Source organism: Paenibacillus sp. FSL W7-1287, from assembly GCF_038004245.1.
Classification (GTDB): Bacteria; Bacillota; Bacilli; order Paenibacillales; family Paenibacillaceae; genus Pristimantibacillus; species Pristimantibacillus camelliae.
Genome location: NZ_JBBORD010000002.1, coordinates 1 through 20,223 on the forward strand (window position 1 = coordinate 1; position 20,223 = coordinate 20,223).

The window sequence follows — 20,223 nt, forward strand, 5'->3', positions numbered from 1 at the left end:
ATTGTTAAGGTGGTTACTCAATTAACCTTGGTTTAAACTTAATATCAAATAACTCATACAATTCGTCTTTTAGTGCCATAATAGGTGTATATATTTGGTGGTATGTTTTCCCAACAGCACCGTTGAATAATTGTAGTTTAGGAATTAGAGAACCGTTATTTAAGATATGTTTTTTCGAAATTCCAGGATATTGATCAATATAATATATTTTTCTTATTCCTAATTGATAGGATTTTTTTGAACAAAGTTCACACGGACTAGCTGTTGTAAATAAGTACCCGCCTTTTATTCCTTCGCCACCGTACTTTGAAAGTTGTAGAAATGCATTCTCTTCTGCATGTAATGATCTAGTATGTACCTGATTTTTTTCACCATCAATACCATTTTGTATGTCCTTAAAACAGTAGGAAAAAAAACGATCCTGAGTATTCGATTCATTGTTATCCTGAGTATTTCTAGTAAGCTTATGTGATGTATTGTCTACAATGTATTGTCTAAAAGTCGGGTCAGTTAGTTCATATTCAGAAAATGAATCTACATCATCATTACGTAATAACTTTTCCATATTTCTTAAACTACATGAAATTTGTCCTTCAGGTACATCATTCCAACCAATGGACTTAATTGAATAGTTAGAATCAGTTACAACTGCACCAACTTGTCTAGATAGGCAACCTGAGTTTACCTTTGCAGTCAGTGCTATCTGCATACAACGCTCTTCGTGCGTCGGAGTAATCAAACCTGGATGTTGTATCAAGGAGATATACTTTACTAGTTGTATTTTTAAGTAATTCAATCCTTCCTTTTCATTTTGAGGATTATACAAATGTATGTCTGATATTTGAAGGCAATCAGGAATACTTTGGTTTGTAAATTTTTCAACACCATTTAATTTAGAAGGGGATTCAGTTGCGTCGATATCTTTTATATCCTCTATATTAAGTTTTTTCTGATTCATCAAGCGATCTGAACGAGTTTTTTCATCCGTATTAATTGAAATTAAATGGAAACCAGAATATCTGTCTTTGAAAAAAGAAACTTCATATGGATTTCGAAAAGCATCAATTACTATAAATGTATTTGTTGAATTAGTATTGTTTAAAAAATCATCAACATATGTTGTTTGGAGCTTATTAAGTAAATGTTCTATGGTTTTATCTATGTTGTTAATAGGACTCGAATTGACTATACTTTGTGCTTCGATAATTGGGTTTTTAAACAAGAATATTTCAATAAGTTTTTGTATTATTCTTAGCATAGATTGATTTCCATCAATAGTAATTTGATTATTAGATTCATGCTGAGTTAACGAGAGCTGTTTTTTTTCATCTTGATTAGCTAATGTAGGTTTTTCATCATCAACAGATACTGAAGTAGGAGTAGTAAATTGAGTTAGCGAGCGTTGACTACTTTCATCTAAATTATTTATTATTGATTGGATGGATGAAATTATTACTTCTTTTTTTTGTTGTATCAGCGGATAAATTCTATTTCCATCTCTAATCATTTTAACTAAGTTATTTAGTCTGATTGATAAAGCAAATATCTGTTCTGAATTAAATTTGCTTGAATAGGGAGTACCTGACGAACGAATATTATTTCCTATCCTTTGTAGAACTTTAGAAAATAGCTTAGGTGAAATTTCTGAGAAGGCATTTTCTAATTTCTTAGATAGATAAGGTAATAACTCAAAATAGTAAAACTTTATCAATAAATATAATTCAGGGTTGTTAATGAGATTTTCAGTATCAATTCTTTCTTTGTCTGAACTATAAAATTTCTTAATATGATTTCTAAAAGTTCTTAAAAACCTAAAACTAGATGCAAAATCGTTTGTGAAATTTTGTATCGCTTTTCGTAAATTTTCTTTTACTAAAAGATTAAAATCGCTAATAATTCGGTGTATTTTTTTATTTTCATTTTTATCAATGAAATCAATTATTTTTTTTATAGTATCAATCCTATAAAGGAACATGTTTATTTCATCTTGAGTGATTATTCCGTTTGATTCTAATTTCTTTATGGGATGTTCGAGGTGAAATAACTCTTGTATGGTTGATTTTGGATTTCTCGTTACTAGTTGTTTTAGATATTCAAAGGGTGTAGTATCAATATCATTTGAATCCGCTAAATTTATTAAATAGTCGCACTCAAAGTTAGTTAAATAAGATGAGTCATTTTTTGAATATTTGCTATCGGCTATGGAAGTAATAAGAAAGGTATTTAAGATATCAATATCGTAATCTAAAATGAAGGTAGTAATAACATCTCTAACTTTAATGATTTCAAAAGGTTTCCACTTTTTTGAGGCGTATTGGTATACTATTTCATATTTTCTTTCATCATTATTAGAATAATTATTTTTCTTAGGTGAAGGTGGATTTAGTTGCTGAAAAGTCTTTTTTAGCAAATTAGCAGTAGTGGTACAGCCAGAAGCAGTTTTACCCGTTAATCCTAGAATAATGAATTTTTGGCGTTCATTAAGTATTTGTTCTGTTGCTAATTGCATCTCTGGTTTTTTTGTCTCGTTTAACAAAAACATAACCCCCTTAATTTAAGTAGTGTTAACAATATTTTACAACATTTAATCTAGTTAAGTAAATTAAAAGTGTAATTTAAATATTTTTTGGTATTGAGCCAGACAGTAGATATATTTTTGGAGATAATGTTTCTTCACAAGAAGAACGCTTAATTTATTTGAAAATCTACCATATTATTTTTTTGGAAAGTTCCAATAAACTGTCTGATGAAAAGGATGAAAATATGCTGTGTTAATTTGTATATAAGCTAATTCTGTTTGTAATTATTTACTTCATGATAGATTTGTTTTACATGTAGTGTGAAATAAGTGTAAGCAAGTACAATAATAATAATTGCGTTTTCATAACATTGATAAAATCTCGGTAAAAGGTAACACACCCGATCGGGTACGTTACCTTTTACCGAGATTTTTTATATCACTAATTTCATCAAAAACGTCACTTTCCTACATACTAAAAAATGTTTTTCGAGAAAAATTCGATACTTTTTCACTTAAAACAAGCAAATTATTCAGCATTGTTACTTACAACCACAAAATATATAAAGTGGCGTTTTATATATCTTTACGGTTAAAGAAAATATAAAAACAGCGGAAAAACATATTTCATATCGAGGCAATAACGCGCCCGCATTATAAATCCCTAATATTTTGGGAAAACTAAGAAATAGAAAAAGGAACCTGCAATCGCAAGTTCCTTATGTTGAATGTATGACGCTAGAATTGATGGTTACGCTTAGGTGAGCCTTTTCCATTACCTTTTTGTTGAGACTGCTAAGATCTGGAATGATCACTACTTTTTCAATTAGATTAAGCAGAATTCGTTCAATATGGAATCGCCCATCTTTTTTAACGGAGAAGTTAGGAGACACAAGCAGCTGCTCTAGCTCCAACTTGCAGTTTGAGGCTTCGTAAAGCTCTATACTTCGTTTTACTTCATCTAATTGTTGTGAGAGCTCATTATACTCATTTTGTAGCTTACGCAAATAGTCTCTTAAGACTTCGATAAATGTAAGCTGCTCATTAATATTGGGCTTCATAATGAGCGCTTTATTTTTGGGGAGTATGTCGTTTAGCTTTTGCTCCACTAAACATTGTAGCTCCTGATTGTCTTCCATTTGTTTGTTCAGTATTTGCTGCTTATGATCCAGATCAAAGAGCAATTGACGTCGCTGTTGCTCTGCAAGTTGGACAAGTTCGCTACTGTGGTGTTTTATTAATAGTGAGAGCAATCGTTCGCACTCTTGATGAAGGGTGGAAATCCTTATTTTATAATTGCAGAGTGCGGATCGGCATATATACCAGGAGTCACCATAGATTGCTCCAGTCTTTTTGTTTGTTGATTGCTGATTTTTTACTTTTAGCGCTGCATGACATATAGAGCAGTATAGTCTGTCACGTAGAAAAAAAGGAGATTTCGAAATGATATCCTTTCTTTGCTCAGTTGAGCGTTGCGAATACAGCGTATATACATGCTTCCATTCGTCAAGTGTCATGACGGGGGAATAGATACGATCAGACTTTACAAGGTTCCATTCATCAATATTATTAGTACGATGATGAACAAGATATCCAGCGTAGACTGGATTAAATATGATGCGTTTGATGAACTGTTTGTGCAGCTTTTTGTTTTCTGTGCGATTGTGTTTTTGATTTATGAGTTCAGAAATGGACTGTAAACTGAGCTTTTGCCGTAGTGCAGTAAAGATATCTTTTACGATAGATAGCTCTTCTTGCACGGAAAGCAACACTCTATGCTCTTTATCATATGTGTAACCAAAGGGTGCCTTGCCACCTGTCCATAACCCCTGTTGATGTAAAGTAGCGATGGTGTCCTTTGTTCGAATACGGAGAGTCTCTACTTCAAATTGAGATAAGCCGTCTCTGAAAATATTGGTTAGCAGATCACCTGAATCATAGAGTGCGTGTGTACTGGCGACGACAACAGGGATGCCTGCTTCTGATAGTAAGGAACGCAAAAATAAATGCTCACTCGGATTACGAGCAAGTCTGTCCTGTTGATAAACTACGACAAAATCGAAGATTTTCTTGTCGATATCATCTAGTAGCTTTTTTAATTGAGATCTATCTTCAAGTTTGTTTTTTCTAGCTGATACATTTTCATCTAAATACTCAACCGCAATGTCACAGCTATACAGCTCTACAAACTTCTGAACAAACGCTCTTTGAGTATTTATATTTTGACTGGCTGTTGAGTGACGAGCATAGAAGGCAGCCTTCATCCCTTTTTTTATTACATGCATTAAGCTCATGGTATCACCTTCTATGGTAAGGTTTGTATAAATAAATATCTAGTTTACGGTTCCATATGACTATTTTCTGAATCATATTCTCTATTAGACTTTGAATATCAGCAGAAGGCATTGCTTTTACATACGACAATAAATCGGTTGGTGTATTTTTACCTTTGGGCTTTTCGAAACTCATCAGCTTTTGCAATGATGAAAGCTTATTTAGATGTGATTCGGATTTCTTGTAGCATTGTTCTAGCTCTATTTTTTGTATGCTAAGTTGTACAATTTCGTTTTGTTGAACTTCGGAAAGATTGACATTCTTATTTGTAATTAATGATTTTAATTTGTTAGACACCAAGGCATCTTGTGAATCAATTTGTCTTTTTAGCTCGTATTTTCTTTTTAACACATTTGCTTTTTGTAGATTCAGTGCTTGCTGAACAATTTCACTAAAACGTTGTTGAAAGAGATACTCTAAACATTCTGTCATGCTAGTTAGAATTGCATTACTTAAATGAGATGCATATTGAAGATTAGTTCTATGCTTGTCACAGCGAAAGAATATGTCAATGCTGTCATTTAAAGTGTAGGCGATTAACTCTTTTTTGCATTTGCTACAAATAAGATATCCCTGTAAATAATGCGTTGCAGGATATGCTTTATTGACACTTTTCTTATATAAGGTGGCAAGTTTTTGATTTGCAGCATCCCACAGCTTTTCTTCAATAATTATTTGTTCAGGGTTAAATACATATTTTCTATGAGGATGAGTTTCATCATCTGTTATTTCATGTTCTGTCTCTTCATCGTTAATAAGAAGAGGTGTGAGACCTTTGTATCGCTTGTTTTCAATATAATTTCGAATATTTTCATATTTCCATTTGGAATCAAACCATGGCTGACCTTGAATACTTTCGTAAAATTGCTTGAGATCGGTAGCTTGCGTATCACATATTGCAATGAATAAGTTTTGTAATCGTTTAGCTCTTGATTTTACAATATTTAGTTTTTTGTTTTTCAATGTATAGCCATAGGGTTTTGCACCTCCTGGGTGCTGGTTATTTAATATTTTTGCGTTTTTTGCACTTTGAATTCTACCTTTGATTTGTACACTTTCATGTTCAGCAATGCCAGCATAGATCAGCTCAATGAATTGATGAATAGGTGTATATTGCATAGGCGGCTCATCATCTGAGGTAAAGATTACGGAGATATTGTGTTTTTTGAAAGTGTCATAGATTTTAAGATATTGCTCTACATTTCTCGCAAGGCGATCACGCTTGTAAACATAAACAGTGGAGACTTGACCATTTTCAATCGCTTGAAGCAGTTCGCGAAGTCCTGGTCGTTGGAACACATTCAATAGAGTGGCTGAAACATGCTCATCCACGTATATTTTGTAGAATGCAGCATTGTTTTCCTGTGCTTTTTTGTAAGCCATCGTTTTCTGCATATCAATCGAGTGCCTTTGCAATTTGGTCGAGGAACGCATATAAAGAACAGTCGTCATTATTCTTCAGCCTCCATCTGCTCAAGCATGGATTCTAAGTAATGTTCAAGCAGGTATTCGACAAGCACTTGCTTCCATATCGTACTAGAAGAATGATCGTCATACTCAATAAGTGAAATAGTAAACGTAGTTTCTTGTTGTTTCATAATAGTAGCCTCCTTAGGCAAAGGATGTGATTCATGTTGGAATTTGGACAACAAATTCGTCAACTGCGCGAGCTTAAAGGTATTAGTCTTAATCAGTTTGCTAAAGAGCTCGATGTATCGCCAGCCTATTTAAGCAATCTGGAAAAAGGAAAAACAGAAACCATTCAATTACCTGTGCTGAGTAAAATTCAGGAGAAGCTGTTAATCAGCTATCTGTCTTCAAATCCGTCCTTAGAGGTGGACGTGCGCATTCAACATGCATGCTCACTGTTGCAAGCGCTGCAACAGCAAGCTCCAGAAAAGGCTGATTTCTTACTACATATACTTGAAAAGGGTTTGCAAGCCTATCAAGTACGAGGATAACTTGAAGGATATATTGTCCATAATTTTCATGTTGTATTCACAATAGTAAACATCTGTTCACCGTGATGAATAAATTCATACATACATTGCCAAGCTAACTCTTGAATATGGGGTTAGCTTTTTTTGATTGATCAATTGTAATGCTAACTTTAATTCTGCTTTCCACTCGTTGCTTCTCAGTTAATTGTTGATCTAATAAGTGCAATGCCGCTTCTTGCAAAAGCTGTTGCTCGAATTGCATTAAGCCTGTAAATAACGATTCAGAAAAGGGTGATAACAACTGTTCAGAAGATGTTGAAGTTATAAGGTTTCCATGCTGTGAGCTTGAAAATCTAACCGTAAATGGCTTCATATCCTCACCTCGCTACTAGCCTATGCTTGTTTCAAGAGAGGACAACCCAGTTAATTTCATATTGTCTGAAAATCATTCATAGGCTACTAAGGAATGGTTGTACGGGGGTGAGTTTTATTGAGCATGTGACGAATCAATCGAATGAAATCAGACGAGTAGCCATTTATTGTCGGGTTTCTACGGATGAGCAGGCGCGTGAAGGGGTGTCCTTAGATGAACAGAAGGAGCGCTTACTTGCCTATTGCAAAGCGATGGGGTGGTCTGAGGAGACATTAACCTTTATTGATGATGGCTATTCAGCTAAAAGTCTGGAACGTCCTCAATTGACGAAGCTTATACATCAAGTTAAGCAAGGCAGCATCTCACGAATTATGGTTACGAAGCTGGACCGTATGAGCAGAAGGCTGCTTGATTTGCTAAATATGATCGATTTATTTCAACAATACGATGTGTCGTTTGTTTCAATCAGTGAATCCTTTGATACGAATACACCGTCAGGCAGACTAACTCTTCAAGTGCTAGGGGCAGTAGCTGAATTTGAGAGAGAACGCATTAGGGAGCGTGTATTTGAAAACATGTTACATGCTGCACACTCGGGTAAGTGGCTGACTCAGAGCCCATATGGTTATGACCTGGTGGATAAAGTGCTTACGATTAACGAACAAGAGGCAGGAGTAGTAAGGGAGGTATTTACATGGTATGTGGATGAAGGCTTAGGATACTTTGCTATTGCTAAGCGGCTAAATGAACAAGGGATTCCTTCCAAGCAAAAAAAAGAATGGTCGATTCGTTCAGTAAAGTTGTTACTTTCCAATCCTGCATATAAAGGTACACTTGTGTGGAATCGGGTAGATTCCAGCAAAAAGAAACGCAAAGAAAAGGATGACGACCATTGGGTTACCGTAGATCATGCAATCCCTCCTATTGTATCGCAGGACCAATGGCATCGAGCGGAGCGAAAAATGAATGCAGTATCGATTGCTCCAAGAGCGAAGTCAAGTCCACATTTGCTAGGTGGATTATTGCGATGTGGTAATTGTGGATCGGGGATGTCGATAGGCTATGCAGGATCTGTCAACAAAAAGTATCGGGTATATCGCTGCTCCGCTAACAAGAATAAAGGGACATGCACGAGTAAGCAATATCGCGCAGATCATGTGGAGGCTATGTTCAAAGAAGGCATAGCGCAATTATTTCATCAATCTGTTTACGATATAAAACTGATTGCGCAACAGACGGTAAGGGCAGATATGAATGCCCAGCATGAAAAAAAGCTTCAATCAGCAAAAATTCGTTATAAACGAAAGGTTGAAGCCTATACCGCTGGGTTAATTGACCTGGAAGATTTGTCTGAAGAGAAGCTGAGACTAGACAAAGTAATGAATGAAGCGACGGAAGAGGTACTAGAGGATATCGAACAAGCAAGGCTAAAGGAGCTAGAGGAGCATCTTAACCATCGGTTGCAGTCGATTATAGATGCGATAGAGCATGTCCCAGTCGAAAAAGCAAAGGCATTAGTTGCCAATGTGGTAGAAGCTGTAATTCTGCATGGCGAAAATGAAATTGAAATCAAATTAAGGACGCTATAAATAGGGAAAGCAGTCGTTAAGCTGCTTTCCTTAAGGTTCATCTTGAGAAGCAATGAATCGTATGGAAAAAGGCGATTTAGGCTTGGATGCTTTGATGTTGGTTTGAGTCAGCCCCTCTTCCAGTATTATTGAATCGATTGGCTCATAGCTTGTCGTAAAAAGAATGTAAGTCGCATCAATGTCGTTGTTATTATCAGGTTTCAATACAGCTTTATCCTGCACTGGAGATTGCTTACGAGGTCTACCTCTTCGTTTCTGAGTATTACTTTCGCTCATTGAGCTCCCCCCAACTTATGAATTACTGATTCATTTAGCCACTATTAAACCATATGAAAGAAGGAACAAAATATGAAAGCATCTGAGACTAACTTCTTAAAATTTTTGCAGGGGACCAAGCAATTTGTCATCCCCATTTATCAACGGCGCTACACATGGACAAAGAAAACGTGCCAGCAGCTTCTTGAAGATATTGAGCGAGCGGCAATAAACCCTAAAATTGCAGGACATTTTATTGGCTCAATTGTGTACATAGAAAACTCCTTGTATCACATCTCGTCAGTTACGCAGTTATCTGTCATTGATGGGCAGCAACGAATCGCTACATTAATGTTGATTATGTTAGCACTAGGAAAGCGAATGCAGGAAACAGGTCAAGAGCAGGAAATGACGTTGAAAAAAATTATGAGCTATTACCTTGTCAACGCTGAGGAAGAAGGGGTACAGTATTATCGTTTTCAGCTATCTAAATCAGATCGTAAAACGCTGAACGCTATATTGACAGGAGAGAAGCTTCCTTCTAACCATTCAAGGAGACTTGTAGACAATTATGAATTTATAGTTGATTATCTGAAGCAGTCAGAGATAAGTCCATCTGATTATTATAAAGGGATATCAAAGCTGTTTATGGTGGATATAGCACTTAATATCGAACATGATGATCCCCAACTAATATTTGAAAGTTTGAACTCAACAGGAATCGATTTAACCCAGGCAGACTTAATACGTAACCTTCTCCTAATGAATATGACAGATAGCGAGCGAAATAGGTTATATCATCAATATTGGTATCCTATCGAAGAGTTTTTCTTTCAATATGAGGATATTAATTTATTTGATCGTTTTGTGAGAGATTATATAACAGTGAAAACAGGTAAAACTCCAAATATTAATGTTGTGTATACAAGTTTTAAGTCTTATTACAAGGGGAACTATACCGTTGAAGAGATCATGAAGGAGCTTTATCGTTACGCGGGTTACTATCTAAAAATAGTGTACTCGAAGGAGGAGGACAAGGATCTAAGACAATGCTTTGCAGATTTGAAAACATTGAATGTAGAAGTATCCTATCCAGTACTATTGAAGCTTTATGATGATTATATAAATCAGATACTTAGTAAGAAGGATTTTCTTCAAATATTATATACAGTTGAAGCTTACATTTTTAGGCGATCTGTATGCGAAATTCCTACGAACACGCTATCAAAAACCTTCTTAATGCTGCAAAGAGAGTTGAATCAAAGTGAGCAGTTAAACATAGTACGAGCTATCTTATTAACGAGGGATTCTTATCGGAGATTTCCAGATGACGCTGAGTTTAAGCAAGCTTTAATTACTAAGGATATATATAACTTTAGAAATCGGAATTACCTGTTGAATAAGCTTGAAAATCATAATCGTAAGGAAATAGTGGATACATCTGAATTAACCTTAGAGCACGTCATGCCACAAAATCAGAACCTGTCACAAAGTTGGAAACGTATGCTGGGTAACCACTGGGAGGAGGTACATGATAAGTACCTGCATACATTAGGAAATCTTACATTAACGGCGTATAATAGTGAACTTAGTGATCGTCCATTTGATGAGAAAAAGAATATCCAAGGTGGTTTTAAGGATAGTCCGCTTAGGCTGAACCGTATGCTTTCTACTTCGACTGAGTGGAATGCTGAACAGATTCAACAACGTGCGACAGCATTAGCAGGACAAGCAACAGAGATTTGGATATTTCCGAGTGATGTACCACATGAGTTATATGCTAAATATGTCCAGAATAAAGAGCTACTTCCTGTCAATCAGAATGTTGAGGAGCAGTTTCCGTTTCTTAAAGGGAGATTGCTTGAAGTGTATGAGCAATTGCGTGAACGTATTGTTGCGTTAAGTTCTGAAGTACGCGAGGAAGTGAAGAAGCAGTATATCGCGTATAAGCTTGATACGAATTTTGTGGATATTGAACCTCAGAAGAAGTGTCTACGATTCAGTATAAATATGCCGTATAAAGACGTTCATGATCCAAAGGGAATATGTAAGGATATCTCGAATACAAGCCGCTGGGGTAATGGAGAGGTTGAAGTGAAATTGCAACATATGGATGAAATTGAGGATGTGTTGGATGTGATTAGTCAAGCAACACATAAATAATAATAGTAAAAAATATAGATCACTTAAGGAATTATATATTGTCCTTAAGTGATTATGATATTTTAAATTGATGTTAATTGTAATTACTTCTGTTAAAATTAGGATGGTAAATATGTCGCGTTTGAAATGTTTATGAAATTGTTAGTTTAAATTTATTTAGGTAAATATTTTTGTGTGAAAATACACCTTGAAAGTTACTAAGTTAATCCTATAAATATGACAACCTATACAAGGAGATAAGGAAAGTTAATATGAATTTAGTTAATTATGACATTATACATTTAATACCATTTGATATAGGGGCATCCTTTGAAAAATTTCAGACTGAAAATTCATCTTTTAATAAATATGTAGAATCATTAACTAAAATGTTAACTGAACAACAGATGATAATAAGTAGTAGTCTGAAAAAAGATGGATCAATACTGTATAAATTAACCTCCGATATAGAATGTTTAATTTATAATTACGGTGTTGGTGTATTTATTATTAGAGATAATAATGTAGACGAATACAAGTATTGTTGGGACAGTAACGAAGGGTTTTCTAAAGACCTAGCTTTTAATTATTATTACATAAGAAAGAGACAACAATCAAATATACTAAAAGATTGTTCAGATGACATGTTTAACTTAAAGTACCTTCGCAGAATTAGAAAATTTATGAGAGTTGCCTGGGAACAAATAAAATTAAAGACAAGAAATTATTCCTCAAATAGTGAGTATAAAAAACTAGGTTTTTCATATGTTTTAACCATTTATTTGTTGAGGCTTGATTCGAGATGGTCAAATAATTTTGAGGATACTCCTTCACTTCAAAAACAGGTGAAATTACTTATGAATCCTTATAGTTTGTATGACGTATTAGATTTAACGAAATCTGAGGGAATTAAGAGGAAAATAAGCAATATAAATGAAGTTGGAGAGTTGGAAGAAATAAAATTAGATGGTTCAATTATCTGTTCATCTTGGTCTGGAGTAATTATTCTTACAAAGAATGAAGATATTATTGATAAAGTGTTGTCAATACAGTCAAAGATACAGTCAGTATGGTTTTTGTTTGATTGTTTAATGGACAATATTAAAAATAAATCGTATACAAGGATGGAGTTAGAAGAGCATCGAAGTTTGATACAATTAATTAATGTGGATATAAAGAATATTGTGAGTGCAAATATGCATACTAGTGATATAAAAATCATAGAATCTTTTATAAAGACATCAAATTTTAATGTAATCTCAGAAAAATTAGAGACTTTATTAAACACAATAATAAATATAGAAGAAGTGAAGATTGATAAAAAGAAAACAAAATATGCTCTAATTACTGAAATGCTTTTAGTCTTTATTACTCTAATAAATATTTATGAACCACTTAAAGATATTGTTGAAAATGGTATCACTGAAAAGGGTATAATTGTATTAGTAACGCTATTCATTATTTTAATTACAATAATATTTTTTACTATCAGGAAAGGAAATAAATGATGAAAAAAATTGTAATAGTAGTTGATGTTCAAAATGGATTTACTAGGTATCCTAATACAGAAAATACTGCTCACGAAATAGATCAATTATTAAAAACAGATTTATTCGATATCGTAATTGCTACAAAGTTTGAAAATAATGATAACAGTGTGTACAGTAGAATCTTAGGGTGGGAAAGATTAAAATCCAAACATGATAGGGAATTATACGGTGAGATAGAAAAAAAAGCGAGCATAGTTGTAAGAAAGAATATTTATACTTGTGTAAACACGGATTTTATTCAGAAGTTAAGTCAACTAAACGAGGGTAGAATCCCAGAGCAAGTTTTTTTAATGGGAATCGATACTGATTGTTGTGTATTAAAAATTGCAACAGATTTATTTGAATTAGGAATAAGACCTATTGTACTTACTCAATATTGTAATTCTAACGGAGGAGAACAATCACATTTAGCTGGGCTTACTTGTTTAAGAAGATTTATTGGTAAACAACAAATTGTGGATGGAACGATAAATACAAAAGTTGAACTAGACAGTATTTTGAATAAGTTTGTTAGAGATTAGTAGATAAAGTTAGATATTTAGTAGACATGTGGAATATCTCCACATGTCTATTTTGTTTTTTAGGTCATATTTAACCTAATGCTTCCTCTCCCCAAATCTGTTAAGATTAACCTAACTAGTTCTTTTGGAGGAGGCAAATTGTATGAGTAGTAACTTTAGCTTTCTAGAAGAAAAATGGTCGATATTAGCTCAGCTTGGTGAAATGGCGGAGCGCAATGTTTATATAGATCCACATACCTCATTAATGAAATTAAGATTATTTGGTGAGACAATCACCAAGTACATATTTGCTATGGAAGAAATAGTTGATTCAAGAGAGTTGAATCAACATGATCGCTTGAACCAATTGAAACAACAGGAACTACTTCCTCAAGAAGTGCTAGACATATTACATACGATCCGTATGACAGGCAATCGTGCTTCACATGAAGCGGGATATGGAACTACTGACGACGCTAAGGCACAGCTTAGGTTAGCGTTTAAATTATCCTTATGGTTCATGGAAGTATACGGTGATTGGAGCTTCCAATCCCCTGCTTATCAAGAGCCTATTCAAGAGCAAAAACAAGCAGTAACCCAGCAGTTAGAGCAGCTTACCCGTTCATATGAAGATAAAGTACAACAACTAGAGCAAGAGCTTCAGCATTTATTAGAAAACCAGCAACAAGCTGCACCAGAAACGAAGAAAGAACGAAAGTCTAGAGCCAAGAACAGTGTCTCATTAATCGAACTTAATGAAGCAGAAACTCGTATAATTATCGATACACGTTTAAGAGAAGCTGGCTGGGAAGTAGACTCACAGAAGCTACGTTTTAGTGAGGGGACACGCCCAGAAAAAGGACGGAACCTCGCTATTGCTGAATGGAAGTTACAACGTGGTATAGCTGATTATGCACTATTTATCGGACTAGATTTCGTTGGTATTATTGAAGCAAAACGCTATGGTAAGCCTATTTCCGCTGACATTGGACAAGCAAAAGACTATGCGAAACAAGTGGTTGTTCGTGGCGATGAGCAATTACTTGGACCTTATGGTGACTACCAGGTTCCATTTTTATTCTCAACCAATGGACGTGAATATATCGAGCAATATAAAGAACAGTCTGGCATATGGTTTCTTGACGCCCGTAAAAGCACGAATCATGCTCGTTGTTTGTTTGATTGGTATAGACCTGATGGGCTTAAACAATTACTTAAACAAGATATTGAGAAGGCTGAGCAGGGGCTTGAGCAAGATTCCTTACATTATTTGAACTTACGTGATTATCAGGAAAATGCTATCCTTAGTGTTGAGTCCGCTATATCCAGTGGACAACGTGCTATATTAGTTGCTATGGCGACAGGCACAGGGAAAACGAGAACGGCAATCGGACTTATTTATCGTTTAATTAAACATAGACGTTTTAATCGTATACTATTCCTAGTCGATCGTTCTGCACTTGGTGAGCAAGCAGAAGGTGCATTCAAAGATTCTAAACTAGAAAATATGCGCACATTCACGGAAATCTTCGAATTGCAATCAATGCAGGATAAAGAAGTAAATCCTGAAACGAAGGTACATATTGCAACGGTGCAAAGTATGGTTAAGCGTCTGTTCTTTAACGAACAACAAGATGATAAACCTTCGATTGATCAGTATGATTGTATTATTGTAGATGAAGCACATCGTGGTTACACCTTAGATAAGAGCATGTCAGACTTGGAATTTCAATTCCGCGATCACAATGATTACGTCAGTAAATATCGTAAAGTTTTAGATTATTTTGATGCAGTGCGAATCGGGCTTACGGCAACACCAGCGCTTCATACAACAGAAATCTTTAATCGTCCTGTGTTCACATATAGTTATCGTGAAGCAGTGATTGATGGTCATCTTATTGACCATGAGCCTCCCGTACAATTTGAAACTGAGCTTAAGCAAAATGGCATCACATGGAAAGTTGGAGAAGAGGTTGCTGTATATGACACTTCTACGGGACAAATGGATAAAGAAGTGCTTGAAGATGAAGTGAATATTGAAGTCACCCAGTTCAATAAAATGGTTATTACAGAAAACTTTAATCGTGTTATACTGGCTGAGCTGACTAAACATATTGATCCTTCCTCAGAAGGAAAAACACTGATTTTTGCTGCAACAGATGACCATGCCGATATGATTGTACGTATCTTCAAGGAAGAGCTAGAAAAGCAATATGGATCAGTCGAAGATAATGCCGTAATGAAAATTACAGGCTCAATTAAAGAGCCATTACAAGCGATTAAGTTATTTAAAAATGAGCGTCTCCCTAACATCGTTGTTACCGTAGACTTATTAACGACAGGTATCGATATTCCAAGTATTTCGAATATCGTGTTTTTACGTCGCGTTCGTTCACGTATTCTTTATGAGCAAATGCTTGGGCGAGCAACGAGAAAATGCGATGAGATTGGCAAGGATCACTTTATGATCTATGATGCAGTAGGTATTTATGAAAGTTTACTGCCGTATACGGATATGAAGCCAGTTGTCGCAAAGCCAAGCATAACAGTTGAAGAGCTTGTTGAGGAGCTTGAGCAAATTTCTGACTCAGAGCAGAGTCAAAAGCATCAAGAGCAAATTATAGCTAAGATACAGCGTAAGAAACGCAACTGGAACGATACGCATAAGCAGCAGTTTAAGTCATTATCTGGCGGTTTAGATATTGATGCTTTTATCGACAAGATTAAAGAGTTACCTCCTCATCAAATGAGTGAGCAATTATCAACAGATAAATTACTCGTCCAGTTTATCGATGAAAACAAACAACGTGCTGGGCGTGTGTTCATATCTACACATGAGGATAAGCTTATTGGCACAACAAGAGGCTATGGTAAAGCTGAAAAGCCAGAAGATTATTTAGAAAGCTTTGAAAGGTTTATTAAGGAAAACATGAACTTAATTCCTGCTTTGTCGATTATATGTACACGTCCAAGTGACCTTACGAGAGATGAGCTTCGTAAGTTGAAAGTAGCGCTTGATCAGCATGGTTATTCTGAAAACTACCTTCAATCTGCTTGGCGAGATGCTAAGCAAGAGGATATTGCTGCGGATATTATTAGTTTTATCCGTCAAAAAGCGCTTGGTGATCCGTTAATTAGCCATGAAGAGCGCATACAGCGTGCGATGAAGCAAATCTACGAGATGAAGGTTTGGACGAAGGTACAGAAAGACTGGCTTAAACGCATAGAGAAGCAGCTTCTCAAGGAAACGATTCTAGATCCAAGCCCAGAGAAAGCATTTGATGTAGAGCCATTTAGAAGTTCAGGCGGCTACCGCCAGTTGAACAAAATATTCGACGGTGAGATAGATAGCATCGTGCATCGAATTAATTTTTCATTATATACACCACCACAAAAGGAGCAAGCATAGATGGGCAACCAAGATATTGTACAAAAATTATGGAATTTATGTAATGTATTAAGAGATGACGGGATTACTTATCACCAATACGTGACAGAGTTAACGTATATTTTATTTTTGAAAATGATGAAGGAAACAGGAAAAGAAGAAACTGACCATGGTGTGATTATTCCTGAGCAATATCGTTGGGATGCATTAACATCAAAGCATGGTACAGAGCTTCATGATTTCTATCGTCAATTATTACTTGATCTAGGTAAAAGCGAAAATGAAACAGTAAAACAAATTTATCTAAATGCATCTTCTAACATTAATGAGCCTAAAAACCTAGAGAAGATTATTACTTCTATTGACCAGCTAGATTGGTACAGTGCGAAGGAAGAAGGTTTAGGGGATTTATATGAGGGATTATTAGAGAAAAATGCGAGTGAAACAAAATCTGGAGCGGGACAATACTTCACACCACGTCCGCTTATTGATGTTATTGTCAAGCTAGTAGATCCTAAGCCAGGAGAGCGTTGTAATGACCCAGCAGCTGGTACATTTGGGTTTATGATTGCTGCTGACCGTCATGTGAAAAGCAAAACAGATGATTACTATGACCTAGATGAGTTACAAGCAACGTTCCAGCGTACAAAAGCTTTTACTGGTATGGAGCTTGTAAAAGATACACATCGTTTAGCGATGATGAATGCCATGCTTCATGATATTCATAGTGATATTTATTTAGGAGATACATTAACGTCTGATGGACAAGGGTTAAAAGACTTCGATGTGGTGCTAACTAACCCACCGTTTGGTACTAAGCAAGGTGGAGAGCGTCCAACACGGGATGATTTAACATTTACAACAACGAACAAACAGCTTAATTTCTTACAGCATATATATCGTTCATTAAAGCCAAATGGTGTTGCTCGTGCAGCAGTTGTTTTGCCAGATAACGTACTATTCGAAAGTGGTGTCGGTGCCAAAATTCGTGAAGACCTTATGAATAAGTGTAATCTTCATACCATACTGAGACTTCCAACAGGTATTTTCTATGCTCAAGGTGTTAAGACAAATGTATTGTTCTTCACTCGTGAACGTACGGATCAAGATAGCACGAAGGAAGTATGGGTGTATGATCTTCGCACGAATATGCCAAGCTTCGGTAAGCGTAATCCTTTAACAACAACTCACTTTGATGACTTTGTTAAGGCATATACAGCCGAGGATCGTACTAAAGTTGAAGATGAACGCTTTAATGTTTTTACACGCGATGAAATTCGTAAAAAAGATGATAGCCTCGATATCGGTTTAATTGCTGATGAATCTCTATCTGTGTATGATAATCTACCTGATCCGATTAATTCTGCCGAAGAGGCAATCGCAAAGCTTGAAGAAGCAATTGGTTTGTTAAATGAGGTTGTATCAGAGCTTAAAAATATTGATGCATCTAAAGTTGAGTACGAGCAAATTTCTACGGAGGAATTAAAAGTAGCAGAGGGCAACGAGGTGTACAAGCATGAGTAAGAAGAAAGTTAAGACAGAAGAAGAGTTGTTACAAGATGCTTTAGTGCCTGTTGAGGAACAGCCATATGAGATACCTAGTCATTGGCAGTGGGTTAGGCTAGTTCCTGGACTTGCTGAGTGTCTAGATAAATATAGAAAACCAATTAACGCAAAAGAACGAGAAACAAGAAAAGGAGATATTCCTTACTATGGTGCAACTGGACAAGTAGGTTGGATAGATGACTATTTAACTGATGAAGAATTGGTTTTGTTAGGTGAGGATGGTGCACCATTTTTTGAGCCGAACAAACCTAAGGCTTATATGATAAAAGGAAAAGCTTGGGCTAATAATCATGTACATTTACTTAGGGCTATCAAAGAACGTGGAGATAATAGATACCTATTACATTATTTAAATTCATTTAACTATAAAGGATTCGTAAATGGAACTACTAGATTAAAATTAAATCAAGCAAATATGAATAATATCCCTATCCCCCTTCCACCACTAGACGAACAAAAACGAATTTCCGAAAAAATTGAACTAATGTTGGATAAAATTAATCAATCTAAACAATTGATTGAAGAAGCTAAACAAACATTTGAACTTCGTCGTGCAGCGATTTTAGATAAGGCGTTTAGTGGAGAATTGACGAAAAAGTGGAGAGAAGAAAGTGTAAATGGTTTTACCGTTAATTGGTTAACTAAAAGTTTAGAGGATGTATGTGTTGGGATTTTTGATTGTCCCCATTCAACACCTCAATACATCGATGAAGGAATTCCAGCAATTAGGACTTCGGATGTTGGATTTATGAAGATAAATTTAATAGCAGCAAGGAGAGTAAGTATTGAGGAATTTAATGCAAGGACATCAAGGGTTATTCCTGAAATTGGAGATATAATTTATTGTCGAGAAGGTACAATTGGTAATGCAGGGATTGTTGAAGAAGGAAGTATGTGTCTAGCTCAGCGAGTCGTATTGTTTAGAGCTAATGAGGAAATAATTATTCCTAGATTTTTATGTTATATGTTAAATTCTCCATTAGTTCTTAAACAAGTATTTGCTAACATTTCACAAACTACATCACCAAGGATAAATGTTGGACAATTGAAAAAGTTACAACTAGTTGTTCCTTCTTTGAAAGAACAGAAAGTAATAGTATCTATGTTAGATAAGTTAATAAGTCTCGAAAATGAGTTTATTTCAAAATTTGAAGAAAATAGCCATATAGATGTTGTTGAAAACTCAATCCTATCCAAAGCATTCAAGGGCGAGCTCTAACCACCTTAGCTGAACGAAGCCCAGCCTTCGTTCATGATCTTCGTCTCGATCTGTGGCCAGAAGTAAAGCATCTCGTCACGCAGCATCGTAAGGATGTCACGCTGCCAATCCTCTAGAATTGGGGAGTATTCTTCAATAAACCAGACTAGATCCTTCTCGGGGCGAGGCGGGAAGCGCTTGGCATCCTGCAGCGCAGCTTCTCGCTTTGCTCGCTCCGCTTGCTTTGTCTCTTCATCAAGAGACCACAGCTCCTCATAGGGAGAAGGCGTTTCGCTCTTCTGTGGCGCGCGCTCATTTTCTCTCATCGCCATTTCAATATACCGTTTCTTATCCAATTGATACGGCTTAATAACGGTAGGATCAACATGCTCCTGGATAGCTAGAATGGCATCAATAAACTTCTCTACCGTATCGGTTCCATGTATGAGCTCGTATTGATGAATGCGATCGGCCGTGGCCGACATGCTTTCGACCATATCACGATTCGTTAAGCTAAAGCGAACATTGTTTTTGAAAAAGTCACAGTGTGCGAGTACATGGGCGACAATTAGCTTATTCTGAATTAAAGAATTGCCCTCAAGCAAGAAGGCATAGCACGGGTTAGAATTGATAACAAGCTCGTAAATCTTACTTAAGCCAAAATCGTATTGCATCTTCATCTTATGGAAGGACTTCCCGAAGCTCCAATGACTAAACCGCGTCGGCATGCCATAGGCACCGAATGTATAAATGATATCCGCAGGGCAAATCTCATAGCGCATATCGTAAAAATCCAACCCAAAGCCTTGCGCAACCTCTGTAATTTCCGCAATTGCTCGTTCCAGCTGCTTGATATCGTCTGATGTCATA

At 35.8% G+C, this 20,223-nt stretch carries 14 protein-coding genes and 1 pseudogene; 8 read left to right on the forward strand and 7 right to left on the reverse strand.

Annotated features, from left to right (window positions below; genetic code table 11):
- Positions 1 to 13: 13 nt before the first annotated feature.
- The 4 genes from NSQ99_RS20170 to NSQ99_RS20185 form a co-directional block, all read right to left on the reverse strand.
- On the reverse strand, positions 14 to 2,536 hold the full coding sequence (locus NSQ99_RS20170; protein WP_340838859.1) for a hypothetical protein: 2,523 nt from the start codon (positions 2,534 to 2,536) through the stop codon (positions 14 to 16).
- Positions 2,537 to 3,237: 701 nt separating this feature from the next.
- Complete coding sequence (locus NSQ99_RS20175) at positions 3,238 to 4,812, reverse strand: recombinase family protein (RefSeq protein WP_340838860.1); 1,575 nt, start codon at positions 4,810 to 4,812, stop codon at positions 3,238 to 3,240.
- Positions 4,813 to 4,816: 4 nt separating this feature from the next.
- A complete protein-coding gene (locus tag NSQ99_RS20180; RefSeq protein ID WP_340838861.1) occupies positions 4,817 to 6,304 on the reverse strand; it encodes a recombinase family protein in 1,488 nt (495 codons plus the stop codon).
- Positions 6,304 to 6,450: a hypothetical protein gene (locus NSQ99_RS20185; protein ID WP_340838862.1), complete on the reverse strand. Its 147-nt coding sequence runs from the start codon at positions 6,448 to 6,450 to the stop codon at positions 6,304 to 6,306. The genes NSQ99_RS20180 and NSQ99_RS20185 overlap by 1 nt, the downstream gene beginning before the upstream one ends.
- A gap of 33 nt (positions 6,451 to 6,483) precedes the next feature.
- Here NSQ99_RS20185 and NSQ99_RS20190 point away from each other — a divergent pair, with 33 nt between their 5' ends.
- Positions 6,484 to 6,813: a helix-turn-helix domain-containing protein gene (locus NSQ99_RS20190; RefSeq protein WP_340838863.1), complete on the forward strand. Its 330-nt coding sequence runs from the start codon at positions 6,484 to 6,486 to the stop codon at positions 6,811 to 6,813.
- Between the two features lie 94 nt (positions 6,814 to 6,907).
- Here NSQ99_RS20190 and NSQ99_RS20195 read toward each other — a convergent pair whose 3' ends face one another.
- Positions 6,908 to 7,165, reverse strand: a complete 258-nt coding sequence (locus NSQ99_RS20195) for a hypothetical protein (protein WP_340838864.1) — start codon at positions 7,163 to 7,165, stop codon at positions 6,908 to 6,910.
- 107 nt (positions 7,166 to 7,272) lie between these two features.
- On the opposite strand from NSQ99_RS20195, the gene NSQ99_RS20200 reads away from it, so the two are divergent.
- On the forward strand, positions 7,273 to 8,754 hold the full coding sequence (locus NSQ99_RS20200) for a recombinase family protein (RefSeq protein ID WP_340838867.1): 1,482 nt from the start codon (positions 7,273 to 7,275) through the stop codon (positions 8,752 to 8,754).
- Positions 8,755 to 8,784: 30 nt separating this feature from the next.
- Here NSQ99_RS20200 and NSQ99_RS20205 read toward each other — a convergent pair whose 3' ends face one another.
- The gene (locus NSQ99_RS20205) at positions 8,785 to 9,030 is read right to left on the reverse strand and encodes a hypothetical protein (RefSeq protein WP_340838868.1); all 246 of its coding nucleotides are present in this window, start codon (positions 9,028 to 9,030) and stop codon (positions 8,785 to 8,787) included.
- A gap of 72 nt (positions 9,031 to 9,102) precedes the next feature.
- On the opposite strand from NSQ99_RS20205, the gene NSQ99_RS20210 reads away from it, so the two are divergent.
- The 6 genes from NSQ99_RS20210 to NSQ99_RS20235 all read left to right on the forward strand — a co-directional run bounded on the left by NSQ99_RS20210 (position 9,103) and on the right by NSQ99_RS20235 (position 19,374).
- On the forward strand, positions 9,103 to 11,172 hold the full coding sequence (locus NSQ99_RS20210; RefSeq protein ID WP_340838870.1) for a DUF262 and DUF1524 domain-containing protein: 2,070 nt from the start codon (positions 9,103 to 9,105) through the stop codon (positions 11,170 to 11,172).
- A 251-nt stretch (positions 11,173 to 11,423) separates the two neighbouring features.
- Positions 11,424 to 12,659 (forward strand): hypothetical protein, encoded by a 1,236-nt coding sequence (locus NSQ99_RS20215; RefSeq protein ID WP_340838871.1) that lies wholly within the window; start codon positions 11,424 to 11,426, stop codon positions 12,657 to 12,659.
- Positions 12,656 to 13,222: an isochorismatase family protein gene (locus NSQ99_RS20220; RefSeq protein ID WP_340838873.1), complete on the forward strand. Its 567-nt coding sequence runs from the start codon at positions 12,656 to 12,658 to the stop codon at positions 13,220 to 13,222. The genes NSQ99_RS20215 and NSQ99_RS20220 overlap by 4 nt, the downstream gene beginning before the upstream one ends.
- 142 nt (positions 13,223 to 13,364) lie before the next feature.
- A complete protein-coding gene (gene hsdR / locus NSQ99_RS20225) occupies positions 13,365 to 16,610 on the forward strand; it encodes a type I restriction-modification system endonuclease (RefSeq protein WP_340838876.1) in 3,246 nt (1,081 codons plus the stop codon).
- The gene (locus tag NSQ99_RS20230; RefSeq protein ID WP_340838877.1) at positions 16,611 to 18,113 is read left to right on the forward strand and encodes a class I SAM-dependent DNA methyltransferase; all 1,503 of its coding nucleotides are present in this window, start codon (positions 16,611 to 16,613) and stop codon (positions 18,111 to 18,113) included.
- Complete coding sequence (locus NSQ99_RS20235; RefSeq protein ID WP_340838878.1) at positions 18,106 to 19,374, forward strand: restriction endonuclease subunit S; 1,269 nt, start codon at positions 18,106 to 18,108, stop codon at positions 19,372 to 19,374. Before NSQ99_RS20230 ends, NSQ99_RS20235 begins: the two co-directional genes overlap by 8 nt.
- Before the next feature lie 11 nt (positions 19,375 to 19,385).
- Here NSQ99_RS20235 and NSQ99_RS20240 read toward each other — a convergent pair.
- Positions 19,386 to 20,222, reverse strand: a pseudogene (locus NSQ99_RS20240) (SpoVR family protein); the annotation flags it as partial.
- Position 20,223 lies beyond the last annotated feature (1 nt).

Excerpts from the sequence above, each read along its gene's own strand:
- NSQ99_RS20205 (WP_340838868.1), bottom strand. The coding sequence starts at position 9,030 with ATGAGCGAAAGTAATACTCAGAAACGAAGAGGTAGACCTCGTAAGCAA.
- hsdR (WP_340838876.1), top strand. The coding sequence starts at position 13,365 with ATGAGTAGTAACTTTAGCTTTCTAGAAGAAAAATGGTCGATATTAGCT.
- NSQ99_RS20195 (WP_340838864.1), bottom strand. The coding sequence starts at position 7,165 with ATGAAGCCATTTACGGTTAGATTTTCAAGCTCACAGCATGGAAACCTT.
- NSQ99_RS20210 (WP_340838870.1), top strand. The coding sequence starts at position 9,103 with ATGAAAGCATCTGAGACTAACTTCTTAAAATTTTTGCAGGGGACCAAG.
- NSQ99_RS20220 (WP_340838873.1), top strand. The coding sequence starts at position 12,656 with ATGATGAAAAAAATTGTAATAGTAGTTGATGTTCAAAATGGATTTACT.
- NSQ99_RS20230 (WP_340838877.1), top strand. The coding sequence starts at position 16,611 with ATGGGCAACCAAGATATTGTACAAAAATTATGGAATTTATGTAATGTA.
- NSQ99_RS20235 (WP_340838878.1), top strand. The coding sequence starts at position 18,106 with ATGAGTAAGAAGAAAGTTAAGACAGAAGAAGAGTTGTTACAAGATGCT.
- NSQ99_RS20175 (WP_340838860.1), bottom strand. The coding sequence starts at position 4,812 with ATGAGCTTAATGCATGTAATAAAAAAAGGGATGAAGGCTGCCTTCTAT.
- NSQ99_RS20215 (WP_340838871.1), top strand. The coding sequence starts at position 11,424 with ATGAATTTAGTTAATTATGACATTATACATTTAATACCATTTGATATA.
- NSQ99_RS20185 (WP_340838862.1), bottom strand. The coding sequence starts at position 6,450 with ATGAAACAACAAGAAACTACGTTTACTATTTCACTTATTGAGTATGAC.
- NSQ99_RS20180 (WP_340838861.1), bottom strand. The coding sequence starts at position 6,304 with ATGACGACTGTTCTTTATATGCGTTCCTCGACCAAATTGCAAAGGCAC.
- NSQ99_RS20190 (WP_340838863.1), top strand. The coding sequence starts at position 6,484 with ATGTTGGAATTTGGACAACAAATTCGTCAACTGCGCGAGCTTAAAGGT.